The 15,260-nt window shown below is 58.8% G+C and carries 7 protein-coding genes; 5 read left to right on the top strand and 2 right to left on the bottom strand.

Going from position 1 to position 15,260, the window contains the following annotated elements; genetic code table 11:
• Nucleotides 1–53 precede the first annotated feature (53 nt).
• A complete protein-coding gene (locus tag IC66_RS0121080; protein ID WP_038948923.1) occupies nucleotides 54–2,066 on the bottom strand; it encodes a hypothetical protein in 2,013 nt (670 codons plus the stop codon).
• Nucleotides 2,067–2,141: 75 nt separating this feature from the next.
• Nucleotides 2,142–4,481: an AAA family ATPase gene (locus tag IC66_RS0121075; RefSeq protein ID WP_038948922.1), complete on the bottom strand. Its 2,340-nt coding sequence runs from the start codon at nucleotides 4,479–4,481 to the stop codon at nucleotides 2,142–2,144.
• Between the two features lie 344 nt (nucleotides 4,482–4,825).
• Between IC66_RS0121075 and rfbC the strand changes: the two genes are divergently transcribed.
• From rfbC to IC66_RS0121045, 5 genes are all read left to right on the top strand, one after another.
• Complete coding sequence (rfbC, locus tag IC66_RS0121070; protein ID WP_038948921.1) at nucleotides 4,826–5,383, top strand: dTDP-4-dehydrorhamnose 3,5-epimerase; 558 nt, start codon at nucleotides 4,826–4,828, stop codon at nucleotides 5,381–5,383.
• Nucleotides 5,384–5,397: 14 nt separating this feature from the next.
• The gene (gene rfbB / locus IC66_RS0121065; protein ID WP_038948920.1) at nucleotides 5,398–6,456 is read left to right on the top strand and encodes a dTDP-glucose 4,6-dehydratase; all 1,059 of its coding nucleotides are present in this window, start codon (nucleotides 5,398–5,400) and stop codon (nucleotides 6,454–6,456) included.
• Complete coding sequence (gene rfbD / locus IC66_RS0121060) at nucleotides 6,416–7,453, top strand: dTDP-4-dehydrorhamnose reductase (RefSeq protein ID WP_038948918.1); 1,038 nt, start codon at nucleotides 6,416–6,418, stop codon at nucleotides 7,451–7,453. Before rfbB ends, rfbD begins: the two co-directional genes overlap by 41 nt.
• A complete protein-coding gene (rfbA, locus tag IC66_RS0121055) occupies nucleotides 7,362–8,249 on the top strand; it encodes a glucose-1-phosphate thymidylyltransferase RfbA (RefSeq protein ID WP_038948917.1) in 888 nt (295 codons plus the stop codon). The genes rfbD and rfbA overlap by 92 nt, the downstream gene beginning before the upstream one ends.
• 113 nt (nucleotides 8,250–8,362) lie before the next feature.
• Nucleotides 8,363–15,259: a DUF4082 domain-containing protein gene (locus tag IC66_RS0121045; RefSeq protein WP_244429137.1), complete on the top strand. Its 6,897-nt coding sequence runs from the start codon at nucleotides 8,363–8,365 to the stop codon at nucleotides 15,257–15,259.
• Nucleotide 15,260: the final 1 nt, after the last annotated feature.

The raw sequence follows: 15,260 nt of genomic DNA, 5'->3' as shown, positions 1-15,260 counted from the left end.
AAGAAAAAAATCCCGGCCTTGGCTATCTAACGTTCCGTGACGCTCAGAGGAATTTACCGAGATCCCTGTCGGGAGTTCCGCGCGTGTATCTTGTCGAGGTACGACGGACCCAGCTCTGAAATCAGGCTCTCGAGATAGACCTTCCCGTCGGCCGAAGCCGACCGGTATGCGGCCGCAAGCACTGGGCTCACGATAGGCTGATGCGTAACGACGAGGCTGACGTCTCGTTTGATCAAGTCACGGAACTCGAAGTCCCGTAGCACTGCATCTGTAGCAAGCGCGACGGACAGCCTCAACGGAAGCAGATCCAACTCATTGGGCGCGGTGTACCACGACATCTTGAGCATCGCTGCCGTGCTAGACTGAGCCAAATTGTGCTTCGATGCGGCTGCGAGCAAGAGCCAAATGTCGCCGCGGAGCGGCGAAGAGCGCAATGCACGAGCAAACACTTTTGAAGCCGCTGGAGAATCCGTCTTTTGCTCGTCCGCAGCTGGTGCCGAATCCAAGCTGGATCTCGCTTCTCCCCGGGGAGATAAATCTTCACGTGCTGCCGCAACTGAAACCTGTTTCGAGATCCCATACGGCCGTGGTGCTATTGTCGATAGGGCTGTCGACAAAGACGATTGACCACCGAGATACCACTCGGGAGGGACCATCCATACTGCCTGCATGATCAGCGCGATTCCAAGCAGCATCAGGGCAGCACGGGGCCAAATGGCGGTTAATGATGACGCGAACTTTGGAGGCGACGCCGGAGCCGGACCTGCCATCCGCTCCGAAGACGCCTTCCATTCCGCGGACATGGCGTCTCGGCCCGCGCCGGGGAGGCTTTGAGCGAACGCCAGTCCAAAAATCGCAGCGACCAAAAGCGACGCGCCCAAACCCAGAATTCCGTGGTCGGCAAACGCTAGCATCGTCAGCGCCATCGAAGCGCCGGCGCCCAGGGCCGGGTACACGTAATCGTAAGCTCGAGAAAGGGAACGCCTGACCAGAATGCAGGCGCCGAGCATTGCTATAATTACGAGACCGCAAAGGAAGGCCCAGCCCATATCTATAACGATGGCTGCGGCGGCGGTTGGCCTTTCTCGCGTGGCGCCGGTTCCAACGTCGCGATAAATCGGCAAGAGGACCGCCGAAGCGCCCGCACCGGATCCTGCCGGCGCGACGTCCTGCAGCATCCGTTCTGTCGCGATCTGGCTGCTCGTTGACAAGGCGATTGTCAGATCGGTGTTCGTTCTGAACGGAATGACCGTGACGCTGGCAATAGAGAATATTGCGGCTGTTGCGAAAATGCCGGCGGTACCCCACAAGCCCAAGAACCACCTGCGAATAGCGAATACCGATAGCAAGATTCCTGATCCGAGGAGGGCAGAAACGACGGCGGTAGAGTTGGCCCGGCTGAGCAGCGCGGCCAGGCAGACGATGATTGCGATGATCGCCGCGAACAGAGCAGGGAGCGGGGCTGGCGCGATTGTTCCGGGCCGACTGTGCCGTCGTAGCTGATCGACCGCTCGTATTGCCGTCGCCCAGGAGAGCAAAACGCCGAGCACAGCGACGGTTGAGCCATCGGGCCCGGCGATACCAGTTGTTTCCTTACCGAACCACATAGCAGTGGCTATCGTGGCTATCGACAGGAGAATATGAAGGACTTGCGCCGCGCGGTATCGATCAAGCGCGATGACCGCGGTGAGGAGGGCCGCGGCGAGCACTGCACAATACTGCGAGAGCGAGACCATAGTAGCCCTGGTATCGACTGTGACTATTTCGGCGAGCGACTCGTTCAGGGCGGCCGATGCAGTGGCCCAAATGGGATTGCCGAATGTGCCCATGGGCATCGGCACTGCCTGTAATGCCATCCAGAGCACCGGAGCCACGAGTACAACGACGAGACCGGGCCGGAGCAGCTTGGAGAGCCCGAGGGAGGTGGACGATGGAAAGATCGCTACAACTAGTGCGGCCGTTGCAAGTACGAAGGATGCCAACACCCAGCTTTGCAGGCTTTCCGGCATCGCGAGCGCCGCGGTAATCGCCACTAACTCGGCCAACATGACAAGGCGGATAATCATGTGAACCTCATCGTGTAGTGCGGCCACTCCGCCGATCCACTGGCCGGAGAACGCGGAGGCCGCTACGAGACGCCTTCAAGAGCCGGAAAGTCCATAACGGATGTAGTGGCTGTCATGATAATAGTAGCTCCGATGACCGTCATATCGAGCCATTGCCTTGGTATCGGTTTTGCTGAGTACTGCCCCAATCAGCGACTCGTGAATGTTGGGTGCTGTGTGCAGTGCGTGCTGCACGACATCTATTTTGGTACGGCCCCATTCAACAACCAGAATGTAGCAGTCAATGAGAGATGAAGTGGCTCGGACATCAACCAACGGGGTCAGGGGAGGAAGGTCGACGATGACGTAGTCATAGTCAGCTCGCAAACGGTCGAACAGCTTGCTTATCGCGTCCGCGCAGAGAATTTCGCTGGTGTGAAGCAGGGGTCCCCGCCGCACAGCGGGCAGGAATGCAAGGTTGGTTGTCGGATCCCGCCAAATGGCGTCCGCGAGGGACCGGGTTCCGTTTGCAACTTCGATGATTCCGCTGACAGCCTTGGGCGCAAAGATAGCTGTTAGTGAAGGATTCCTAAGGTCACAGTCGACGATGATGGCTCTCTTGCCGGTGTGCCCGATCAATTGCGCGAGCGAGGCCGCAATCGTAGTCTTCCCCTCATTCGGGAGGGCCGAGGTAATGCCGATGACCTGGGAGCAGATTTTCGCTGGATTGTGGTCGATGGCCAGCTTGATAGAACGAATTGCCTCGGTATATCGAGATAGCGGCATCCCGACTACGGTCCGGTGAATTGCGGTTGGAGACGAAACTATCCGCTGCTGGTTATCATCATCGGTTTTCAGGAGTCGAACTGACGGCTTCGGAGACTTGCGGGCCGGTAACAACGGGACCAAAGATAGGCAAGGCAATTCCAACACAGTTTCCAGCTGGGAGGAGGTACGAAAGACGCGGTCCATGAGGTCTCTGAGGAGCGCCAAGCCGATGCCCACTCCAAGACCGCCAAGGATGCCCAGCGCCAGTACCAGCCTTGTCTTTGGCTTGCTTTTGCTTGGCGGCGGCGAAGCGGGAAAAAGGACCCGCGTTTCTGAGACAGGAAATGTCTCCTGCTGTGCGGAGCCCATGTAACGCTGCAAGAAGGTCTCGTACAGGCTACGCAAGCCCTTCGCCCGGCTATCTAGATCCTTGATAGTCAACTCGGCAGAATTGACTGAACGAGACTGCGAAACGGCCTTGGACAGCTGCTTTTCGACTTCTTCCTGGCGCTGTTTGGCAAGTTCGAACTCGCTTCGGCTGACTTCGGCAAGTCTCCTGACTTCGTCGAAAATGGAGACACGAAATTCTCGCGCGCGGTTCCGGACATTGACGACTGCTAGGTGGTCGCGACCGACCCTGGCGGACAACTCGGCCTCGCGTCTCATGAGTTCTAGATACTGCTGGCGCAGCCCCGTGATGATCTGACTGTTCAGCGCATCGGCCCCGACGGCATCCAGATTGGCCATCGAGGCCGGATTTTTCGGATCGGACGAGGTAAGGAGAGTTTGATAGCGAGCCAATTTGGCCGTGGCCTCAGAGGTCTGGGCGCGTGCGGCAGCCAATCGATTGTTGATCTCCGTGATCTGCTGCTCGTCGATGGGCTTTCCATCCAGAGAAACAATATTGTTCTGGGCCTTGTAGACGTCGACGGCCCGTTGTGCAGTGAGGGCCTGGTCACCAAGGTCGCGCAGCCTCTCCTGCAGCCAGCTTGTTGCCCTGCGATTTGCGTCGAACTTTGCGTTGAGCTGGTCCGCAACATAGGCCTTGGCTACGGCGTTGACGATCTCCGCGGCCCGAACCGCGTTGCTCGAATTGAAACTGATCTCAATTATGTTGCTGTACCCGATACGTCCCGCTGAAAGCCGGCTGAGAAATGCGTCTACTATAGAGTCCGATGGTTCGCCCTGCGTATCCGACGGCCCTTCCTTCTTCGGTCCATTCGAGGCGAATGATCGGATTCGCTGCCAGAGCGACTGTAGAGATGGCCCCGACGCCTTAAAGTCCGGATCGTCCGTCAGTTTCAACTGGTCGATTACCGCAACCGCAATTGCCCTTGATCTCAGGAGCTGAAGCTGGGTCTCGATCTGACTGAGATCGAATGCCGGCTCGGCGACGAGCGATTGCTGCTGGACAAACTGGGGCTTTGGATTGGCTAACAGGATCTGAACCTGCGCCGTATAGGTTGGAGATACCAGCCGGAGATAGAGCACGCTGGCCGCAGTGATGAGCCCAGCAGTGACAAGGATCACGAGATATTGGCGTCGCAGAAGCCCGATAGCGAAATTGATGACGTCGTTGATCCCTCCGCTGTCTGCCTGGACGGGTTGAGCAAGCCCGTTCACCGCCAGCCGCAGTTTATCCGTGTGTTGAAGATTGTTCTGGAGCATCACGTACCTATCCGACTGAGCCACGTTGAGGCCGCCCGCCCGCAGACCAGCGTTTAAAGGACGTACGGGCGGCGAGGGATTATATACCTTATAAAAATCTTCTTGCCAAATTAAATGAATCATATATTAATTGAAACGAGAGTGAAAATAAAGTAGCGCGTCAGTTTTGATCGAATGCGGGAAAACAGTGCGGTATTTCAATTGCTTGCGGTCTATCCAGTGTTTTATCAAAAATAATGCGATGGTTAGAGGCGGGCTGGCCTGGCAAAGAATTAATTCCATCGGGGATTATGCGCCCCGCATGGAAAATCCGATTCTGAAGTGAGGGCCGGCAGGAGTACCTAATGCTGGAACTGCGATCCTTGGCGATCCCTGATGTCAAAGTAGTTCGAACAGATCGGTTTGCCGACGGCCGCGGCTACTTCTGTGAGACCTTCCAGCGATCAGCTTTTGCCGAAAAGGGTATCCTGCACGACTTCCTGCAGGACAATCAGTCCAGCTCAGACCGGATCGGCACGGTGCGTGGCCTGCACTTCCAGCGACCGCCCTTCGCCCAGGCGAAACTCATACGGGTGTTGAACGGGGCCATTCTCGATATTGCCGTCGATCTCCGGCGGTCATCGCCCAACTTCGGCAAGCATATCGCCATCCAGTTGGATAGTGAAAGCGGTGAGCAGGTGTTCATTCCGAAGGGGTTCGCGCATGGCTTCTGTACGCTGCAACCCAAGACCGTCGTCTTGTACAAGGTCGACCAGGTCTACGCCCCGAGCCACGACGGCGGCGTCTATTGGGCTGATCCGACGCTAGCGATCAAGTGGCCCGTGACAATCTCTCAGGCTCAGGTGTCGCCAAAGGACCAAACCCTTCCTGCGTTTAATCAGCTTGGTTTCGCTTTTGAGTAGTGGAGACGAGTAGAATGCGTATCCTGGTGACCGGCGGAGCGGGCTTTATCGGTTCTGCGGTGTGTCGCCGTCTGGTGTTGCAGACTGGTGCCGCAGTCATCAACGTCGACAAGTTGACATACGCAGCCAACCCAGCCGCGCTGGCGAGCATCGAGACGCGGGAATCTTATGCGTTCCTGCAGTCCGACATCTGCGATCGCGAGGTTATGGATCTCGCATTCGCCGATTACGAGCCGGATGCGGTTATACATCTGGCCGCAGAAAGCCACGTCGACCGTTCGATCACCCGGCCCGACGCCTTCGTCAACACCAATATAGTTGGCACCTACACGCTGTTGGAGGCCGCCAGGACCTATTATGAGCACCTGCCGCTTCTGAGACGCAAGAAATTCCGCTTCATCCATGTATCGACGGACGAAGTCTACGGTTCACTAGGGCCCGACGACTTGTTTCGCGAGGACACGCCCTACAGGCCCAGTTCGCCGTATTCGGCCAGCAAGGCCGCCTCGGACCACCTCGCGCTCGCGTGGTTTCGAACCTACGGACTGCCCGTCATCGTATCGAATTGCTCGAACAACTACGGGCCGTACCAGTTCCCGGAAAAGCTCATTCCGCTGACAATCCTCAATGCGATCGACCGGAAGCCTCTACCAGTCTATGGCGACGGCAGAAATATTCGCGACTGGCTTCACGTCGATGATCATGCCACCGTCTTGATAAGACTGCTGTACGATGGGAAACCGGGCGAGAAGTACAATCTTGGAGGAGATAGCCAGCGATCCAACTTGGAGGTCGTCACCCAGATTTGCGACGTGCTGGATCGATTGTCACCGGGCGCGGGAGCAAGACGATCTCTTATTACGTTCGTGCCGGATCGTCCGGGACACGATGCGCGCTATGCGATCGACGCGTCGAAGGCACATCGCGAACTTGGTTGGGAACCGACGAGAACCTTTGAAGAGGGGCTGGCCGAAACCGTCGGATGGTATCTCAAGAATCGCGCATGGTGGGAGCGTGCTCGCTGCGGTGTCTATGACGGCGCGCGTCTGGGTCTCCTGGCTGCCCAACACTGAGGTGAAGATGACAGATCGACCCATCCTCATCGCCGGACGGAATGGTCAATTGGCAAGGTGTCTTCTTGATCTCGGTGCAATGCGCGGTCTGCCTGTGGTGGCCCTCGGGCGTCGAGAGCTCGATCTGGAGGACCGCGAGGGGATCGACAAGCTCATCGCGTCGGTCGCGCCGACTGCGATCATCAATACGGCAGCCTACACCGCGGTAGATCAGGCCGAATCCGAAGCAGCGAAAGCGTTCAGCATCAACCGCGACGGTGCGGCGGCGCTGGCAGATGTCGCGTGGCAGATGAACATTCCACTCATCCATCTCTCGACCGACTATGTGTTCGACGGTGCGAAACCGGATGCCTACGACGAAAGTGACATTCCCGCGCCGTTGAATGTCTACGGCGCGTCGAAGCTCGCCGGCGAGGCTGCTGTTTTGGCCGCGCACCCGCTCGCAACCGTGATCAGGAGCTCGTGGATTTACTCTCCCTATGGCAGCAACTTCGTTCGAACGATGCTGCGGCTATGTGAGAGCCAGCCCATTGTGAGGGTTGTTCGGGACCAACATGGAAATCCGACCTATGCATTCGACCTCGCGGAGGCCGTGCTTCGGATCGCAGAACGGTCAGTAACGGACGATCGCAGGGCGACGGCCGGCATCTTCCACCTTGCTGGCGGAGGCGAGACGAACTGGTACGACTTTGCGCAGGCGATCTTCGACGCGCGCTCCCGTCGCGGAGAGCGGATTCCGGCGCTCGAGGCGATCTCGACGGAAGAGTTTCCGACCGCTGCGCGTCGGCCTCGAAACTCGCGCCTCGACTCATCCAAGGCCGAACGCGTGTTCGGGATTCGATTGGCGCCCTGGCGCCATTCGCTCGAAGCCTGTCTCGATCAGCTAGCCGGAGAAGGAGAAACCAATGCTGAAGGGAATCGTGCTTGCTGGCGGCAGCGGAACGCGCCTCTATCCGATCACGCGCGTCGTCAGCAAGCAGTTGCTCCCGATCTATGACAAGCCCATGATCTATTATCCCCTGTCGACTCTGATGTTGGCAGGGATCCGCGAAATTCTGATTATCACCACGCCGTCCGACCGGTGTCAGTTCGAGCGGTTGCTGGGCGACGGGAGCCAATGGGGCATTCGGCTCAGCTACGCCGAACAAGCCCGTCCCGCCGGTCTCGCGGACGCCTTCATCGTTGGTGCCGATTTCATCGGAAGCGATCGTGTGGCGATGGTGCTTGGGGACAATATCTTCTTCGGCGATGGCCTGAGTGAACTGCTTGCCAAGGCGGCGGGACGTGAAGAAGGAGCCACGGTTTTCGCTTATCACGTGCGAGACCCAGAACGATATGGCGTGGTCGCGTTTGATGAGGCGGACCGCCCTGTCTCGATCGAGGAGAAACCCAAACGACCGGCTTCGAACTGGGCAATTACGGGGCTCTATTTTTTCGACAACCGGGTTGTCCGCTACGCTCGTCGCGTCGAGCCATCGCCCCGCGGAGAGCTCGAGATTACCGATCTTCAGATGCGCTACCTTTCGGCCAGCGCGCTGCACGTCGAGCGCATGGGGCGGGGGTTTGCCTGGCTGGATACCGGCACGTTCGAGTCTCTCGTCGACGCAGGGATGTTCGTGCAAACCCTAGAAAAGCGGCAGGGAATGAAGATTGCTTGCCTCGAGGAGGTCGCCTTCAGACTCGGCTTCATCAATCGTGATCAGGTGCTAGCGCTCGCGCAGCCGCTGGAGAAGAGCGGTTATGGCAAATATCTGAACGAAATCACTCGGCTGCCGCATTACGCTTCGCAATAATAGCGGTACCAAGCCGATAATTATAAATCACCTGAATGATGTGCACATTGAATTGACGGACGGTTTAAAATAGAATTAAATCGATAAGGTTCGTTTAATTAATCGGTTTAGCCATGCTTGTGCAAAAGGCGAACGTCTTTGGTCGGGGAGCCCGGGCCGTTTTCCCAGGGGAACTTACCCCCGCCTTTTGGCCAGAATCGGCGTTCTGGAATGCGTTCGATGGCCCCGATCCATCCGTCCTCTGGAGCCAACCGTTTGCTGATCCCTCGGCGAGCGAGGATTCGCGTCTGCCGCTTCCAGTTGGGGACGCCGGTTTCGCCCGCGCGTCGTCTGGGGCCCGCTCGGGCGATCTGCCAGACTTGCGCGGCGCCTTGCCCCGTCTCTTCCCATCTTTCCAGTCGCGATTGTCTGCTCTGCTGTCTTCGACGTCTTTGACGAGCCGCCATCAGGGCTTGGTCCCGACGATCTCAACTGTGGAAAATGAGCGGACGCCGCCGACATCATCATCGGTTTCGACGCCGAGCTCCACCCACTGGACCAATTCGAGCGACGGGGTCTGGAATGCCGCTACGAACTGGAGCGCCGGCGTCCCAGGGGTCATTGACTCCGCGGTGCTCGATGCGGCGGGAGCGTATGTCGTCACCAGCACTGCCCGTGTTGATATTGGGAGCCTGGTCGTTGATGCAGGCGCGACGCTTTCGATCGGTGCCGGGTCGCCCTTTGTCGTCGAAGGCGATGTACTGAACAACGGGACTGTCGAAGTTGGGGCGTTCCTTGGCAATCGCATTGCTACAGGGGACTTTAAGGGCGACGTCAAAGGCACGGGATCTTTCGAAATTGCAGACAAGGCGATCCTGGAGATCGGAGCTTCGGTTTCGGGGCAGTTCTTGAATGGATCGTTCTCCGGCATAACCGTGTCGTTCGACACGGAAGCTGGCACGCTGGTCCTCGATCAGTCGGCCAGGTTCCACGGGTTGATCGCAGGTTCGTCCCCGGGGGCGCCGCTTTCGCCGGGGAACCTCATCGACCTGAAGGATCTACCCTTCACATCCTCGATGTCGGCAACCGTCCACTACGACAACAGTTCGAATATCAGCGTGGTCGATTTCAGCAACGGTGCCGCAAGTGCCACCTTGCTGTTTTCGGGGATGGACCTGAATTGGAATTTCAAGAGCGATGGGCAGGGAGGCACTATTGTCTCCGATCCACCCACGAATCCCACCGTACTGGAAAACCAGAAGCCAGGCACGCCGAGAAGTGTCTGGGAGATCCAGCCAGGCGATAATTCGACCCTGACCCAGGGATTTGCGACAGCAATCAGCACCAATGTCGGCGGGACGGTCCAATTCAAGATCAACAATCTGACGGGCAACCCGAACTATCACGTCGATGTTTACCGGCTAGGCTATTACGGCGGCGATGGTGCCAGGCTGGTTACGAGCCTGCAGCATCAGGCCGGAGCCGCGGTCGTCCAACCCGCTGCACTACGTGATCCGTCGACCGGTCTCGTCGATGCCGGCAACTGGAGCGTAACCGATTCCTGGAGCGTGCCAACCGATGCGGCCTCGGGCGTCTACATCGCCAACGTCATCAACGGCACCGAGATATTCCAGATCCCGTTCATCATACGGAACGACGCGTCGCACAGCGATATCGTTCTGCAGACGAGTGATGAGGACTGGCAAGCCTACAACGGTTGGGGAGGGGCCAACCTTTATTTCGGAAACGGACCGGGCGTCAACGGATCGGCCTACGCGGTCAGTTACAATCGCCCGCTGGTGACGCGTGACGGCACTGGAACCTTCTCCGAGGGGGGAGACTCTCCGTTCACGGCTGAGATTGCGGCCATCTATTGGCTCGAGCAGAACGGTTACGATGTTTCTTACATTTCCGGAATCGATGCTGCGACAAACGGCTCGTTGTTGCTCAATCACAAAGTCTTCATGGACGCGGGGCATGACGAGTACTGGACCGAAGCTCAGCGCGCCAACGTAGAGGCCGCAGCGCACGCTGGTGTGAACCTTGCGTTTCTCACAGCCAACGAAATTTTCTGGAAAACAAGATTGGCACCCAGCATCGATGGCAGTGGAACAGCCAACCGCACGCTCATCAGCTACAAGGATACGCACGCAAATGCGCTGATTGATCCATCAGGACAGGCGACCGGCAACTACTCTGACCCGCGGTTCGGTGCTCCTCTTCCCTCGAATGAATTGACCGGTACATTGTTTGCGGTCAACGCATTCCGGTACGATACGATCACGATACCGTACTCGATGACCCAGTTGCGCTTCTGGCGCAATACGGCCGTCGCGCAAACCTCACCCGGACAGACCGCCTCGCTCGTACCCGGCCTATTGGGCGTTGAATGGGACGTCGCGCCGGACAACGGATTCCGTCCGGCGGGGTTGGTCAGTGTCTCGTCTTCGACAGTCAATGTGGACGGAAAGTATCTGCTTGATTACGGCAACACGTTCGGAGCAGGCACGGCGACCCACAATCTCGTGCTGCATCGGGATCCCGTTAGTGGCGCACTGATATTCTCAGCCGGTTCAATCAACTGGCCGTGGGCGCTTGCCAGCGACCACGACGGACCTGCGACTCCAGTGGACCCAAATGTCCAGCAGGCGATGGTCAACCTCTTCGCCGACATGGGGGTTCAGCCGGCGACGCTGCAGGCGAACCTGGTGGCCGCGATCCGGTCCACAGACACTACGGCGCCGACCTCTGCGATCAGCAATCTCTCGGCTACCAGCGTTGTCGAAGGGCAATCGATCACGGTGACGGGTACGGCTGCTGACGCGGCTGGAAAGATTGCCGGCGTCGAAATCTCCACGGATGGTGGAACAACCTGGCATCCAACCAACAGCAACGTCGGCGCGGCGAACGTGACGTGGTCATATACGTTCATCACAGGCGCCCAGGGGACATATAGTCTCAAGACCAGGGCGATCGACGACAGCCTGAACCTGCAAACACCTGGTACGGGCACGACCTACACGGTCACGCCGTCTTCCAGCCTGTCGCTCTTCAGTCCGACCGACACGCCTGCGGTGATTTCAAACGGCGATTCCGGCGCAGTTGAAGTCGGCCTCAAATTCGTTCCTACCGCGTCGGGCAAGATCACCGGCATTCGGTTCTACAAGGCGCCTGATAATACCGGCACCCACATCGGCGATCTCTGGACCACCAACGGCACGCTACTCGCGAGCGCCACCTTTAGCAACGAAACAGCGAGCGGCTGGCAGCAGGTTGATTTCGCGACGCCTGTCAATGTTCAAGCGGGAGTCACGTATGTCGCCTCCTATCACACCAACACCGGCCACTATTCCTCGACGGACTTCTATTTCATCGACTATGACGGCATTACGAAAGGTGCGCTCACCGCGCCCGGTAGCAGCCTCAACGGCGTCTATGCCTACGGCAGTAACCCGACTTTCCCCAGCAACGCGTCCTCGATCGACGCCGCGAATTACTGGGTGGACGTCGTCTTCAGCGATTCAGGCCAGACGTCGCCGCAAGCTCGTGACGACGGTGGTTTCACGGTCAGCCAAAATGGTGTGCTGAACATTGCGGCATCAACGCTGCTCGCGAACGACACCAACCCGTCCGGGCTGACTTTCTCGATTTCCAGCGTCGGTAACGCGGCCAATGGAAGCGTAAGCTACAATTCGCAGAACCAGACCGTGACCTTCACGCCCACCACTGGCTATGCCGGGGCGGGGAGTTTCACCTACACGATCAGGGACACGAGCGGCCAAACCGGCACCGGCCAGGTGTCGCTCAAGGTTAATTATCCGGCCTCGGCGCAGAGCCTGTTTGGCACCAATGATGCGCCGAGCGTCCCCAATGGCGGCGATACCAGTCCCATCGAAGTCGGCGTCAAGTTTACCGCATCCGTGAACGGGACGATCACCGGCCTGCGCTTCTACAAGGGATCGTCGAATACGGGTCCCCATATTGCTGATCTCTGGAGCTCGACCGGAACCCTGCTTGCAACCGCCACGTTCACGGGCGAGACCGCCAGCGGCTGGCAGCAGGTCAACTTCTCCACCCCCGTCGCGATCACGGCAGGCACCACCTACGTCGCGTCCTATCACACCAACGGCAATTATTCCGGTACCCAGAACTATTTCACGACATCGCTTGCCAACGGCCAGTTGACGGCTCCGGCCGGCAGCAACGGGGTCTATGCCTACGGATCCGGAAGCGCGTTCCCGACAAATACCTTCAAATCCTCGAACTATTGGGTCGATGTCGTCTTCAACGGCTCCGCCGCAACCAGCGCGCCGCAAGCGAATGCCGACAGCGGCTTCACGGTTAGCCAAAATGGCGTGCTGAATATTGCGGCATCGACGCTGCTCGCGAACGATACCAACGCGTCCGGATTGGCTTTCTCGCTCACCAGCGTCAGCAACGCGGCCAATGGAAGCGTAAGCTACAATTCCCAGAACCAGACCCTCACCTTCACGCCCACCGCCGGCTATGCCGGGGCGGCGAGTTTCAGCTACACGATCACGGACACGAGCGGCCAAAGCGGGTCCGGCCAGGTGTCGCTCAAGGTCAATTATCCGGCCTCCGCGCAGAGCCTGTTCGGCACGAGCGATGCGCCGAGCGTTCCCAATTCCGGTGATAGCAGCCCGGTCGAAGTCGGCGTCAAGTTTACCGCATCGGTGAACGGGACGATCACGGGCCTGCGCTTCTACAAGGGATCGCTCAATACCGGTTCCCATATTGCGGATCTCTGGAGCTCGACCGGAACGCTGCTTGCAACCGCCACGTTTACGGGCGAGACCGCCAGCGGCTGGCAACAGGTCAACTTCTCCTCCCCCGTCGCGATCACGGCAGGCACCACCTACGTCGCGTCCTACCACACCAACGGCAACTATTCCGGTACCCAGAACTATTTCGCGACGTCGCTTACCAACGGCCAGTTGACGGCACCGGCCGGCAGCAACGGAGTCTATATTTACGGAGCCGGAAGCGCGTTCCCGACGAACAGCTTCAAATCTTCCAACTATTGGGTCGATGTTGTCTTCAACGGTTCCACCGCCGCCAATAATACGCCGCCAACCGCGGTTGCTGACGGCGCGGATGCGACCGAGAAGGGCGGCGCGAACAACAGCACTGGCGGTTCGCCCGCCATCGGCAACGTGCTGACCAACGATATCGATCCCGATTCCGGCGACACCAAGACCGTCACTGCATTCAGCTTCGGCTCGACCAACGGGATATTCAATACGCCTCTCGCGGGCGCACACGGCACGCTCTTGCTCAGTGCCTCAGGTGCCTTCACCTATACGGTGAACGAGAACGATGCGGCCGTGCAGGCCCTGCGGCAGTCGAGTAATACGCTGAGCGATGTCTTCAACTATACGATGCGGGACGCCGCCGGCGTCGCATCGTCGACCACCCTTAGTGTCACCATTCACGGCGCCAACGACGCGCCGGTGCTGGCGATCCAGACCGGAAGCCAGGCTGCGACCGTGGGCTCCGTGTTCTCTCTGACGCTGCCCGCCGGCACTTTCACCGATGTCGATGCCGGCGACACGCTCACCTACGCCGCAACTTCGGCCCTTCCCGCCTGGCTCACGTTCAATGCTCAGACCCGTACCTTTAGCGGCACGCCGACGTCTGCGAACGTTGGCACGCTCAGCGTTACGGTCTCTGCTGCCGATCTGGGCAATCTCACGAGCAGTGAGACATTCAATATCGCAGTGTCGGCAGTTCCGTCAACGGTGAGCCTGTTCTCGAGTTCGGACACCCCCGCACTGCGATCCAATGGGGACACATCTCAGGTCAATCTCGGCGTGCAATTCACATCCTCCGTGGCAGGCACGATTACCGGCATCAAGTACTTCAAGAGTGCAAATGACCTCGGCACTCATACGGGATCGTTGTGGAGCAGCACCGGCGCGCTGCTGGCGACCGCGACTTTCACGAACGAGGGCAGCAGCGGCTGGCAGACCGTCACGTTCAGCAGTCCCGTAACCATCACGGCCGGCGCCACCTATGTCGCGAGCTATCACAGCAACGGCCACTATGCCTCCACCACCAGCTACTTCACCACCGCCCGCACCAACGGTCCGCTCACGGCTCCTGCGAGCGTCAATGGCCTCTACACTTACGGAACAAGCAATCTGATGCCGACCAGCAGCTATAGCGCAAGCAACTACTGGGTCGATGTGGTGTTCAACAGCTCGAGCGGCGGCGCCAACCAGTCGCCCGTCGCTGCGAACGACAGCGGCTTGGACGCCACGCAGAACGTCCCCTTTGCGATTCCGGCCTCGGTACTGCTTGCCAACGACACCGATCCGGACGGCAATACGCTCACGATCACGGGTGCGAGCGGCGGTACGAACGGGGTCGCCAGCTTCAACGCCCAAAGCAACAGCGTGATCTTCACTCCTACGGCCGGCTACACGGGATCGGCGTCCTTCAACTACAGCATCTCCGACGGCCATAGTGGTACCGCCAGCGCACTCGTCTCTCTCGATGTGAACGCTGCGTCTTCGACGACTGTGCGCCTGTTCAGCGCAAGTGATGAGCCCAGCATTGTGGCGGCCAATGATCCACAGTCGGTGGAACTTGGCGTCAAGTTTCAGACGTCCACCCCGGGCGATATTGTCGGCATTCGCTTTTACAAGGGTCCATCCAACACGGGCAGCCACGTCGCGGATCTCTGGAGCAGCACCGGGACTTTGCTGGCAACGGCGACCTTTACCAGCGAAACGGCCGACGGCTGGCAACAGGTCAATTTTGCCACGCCCGTGACGATCATGCCGGGAATGACCTACGTCGCGTCCTATCACACCTCCGGGAATTACGCGGCCGATCCGGGCCTGCTCGCAAACGCGATTACCAACGGACCGCTGACGGCCCCATCGTCGTCATCGATCGGCGGCAACGGTGTGTTTGCGTACGGGACGGACAGCCTATTCCCGACCAACACCTACAACTCAACGAGCTATGGCGTTGACGTAGTTTTCAGGCCGCAGCTGGCAGCATAGG

The organism is Bradyrhizobium genomosp. III, from assembly GCF_000261705.1.
In the GTDB taxonomy this organism is placed as follows: domain Bacteria; phylum Pseudomonadota; class Alphaproteobacteria; order Rhizobiales; family Xanthobacteraceae; genus Bradyrhizobium; species Bradyrhizobium ottawaense.
Note: the sequence above shows the minus strand (reverse complement) of the source record. Positions and strands in the feature narration are given on the sequence as shown.

Coding starts and splice junctions, on each gene's coding strand:
- IC66_RS0121080 (WP_038948923.1), bottom strand. CDS start 2,066: ATGATTATCCGCCTTGTCATGTTGGCCGAGTTAGTGGCGATTACCGCG.
- IC66_RS0121075 (WP_038948922.1), bottom strand. CDS start 4,481: ATGCTCCAGAACAATCTTCAACACACGGATAAACTGCGGCTGGCGGTG.
- rfbC (WP_038948921.1), top strand. CDS start 4,826: ATGCTGGAACTGCGATCCTTGGCGATCCCTGATGTCAAAGTAGTTCGA.
- rfbB (WP_038948920.1), top strand. CDS start 5,398: ATGCGTATCCTGGTGACCGGCGGAGCGGGCTTTATCGGTTCTGCGGTG.
- rfbD (WP_038948918.1), top strand. CDS start 6,416: ATGACGGCGCGCGTCTGGGTCTCCTGGCTGCCCAACACTGAGGTGAAG.
- rfbA (WP_038948917.1), top strand. CDS start 7,362: ATGCTGAAGGGAATCGTGCTTGCTGGCGGCAGCGGAACGCGCCTCTAT.
- IC66_RS0121045 (WP_244429137.1), top strand. CDS start 8,363: ATGCTTGTGCAAAAGGCGAACGTCTTTGGTCGGGGAGCCCGGGCCGTT.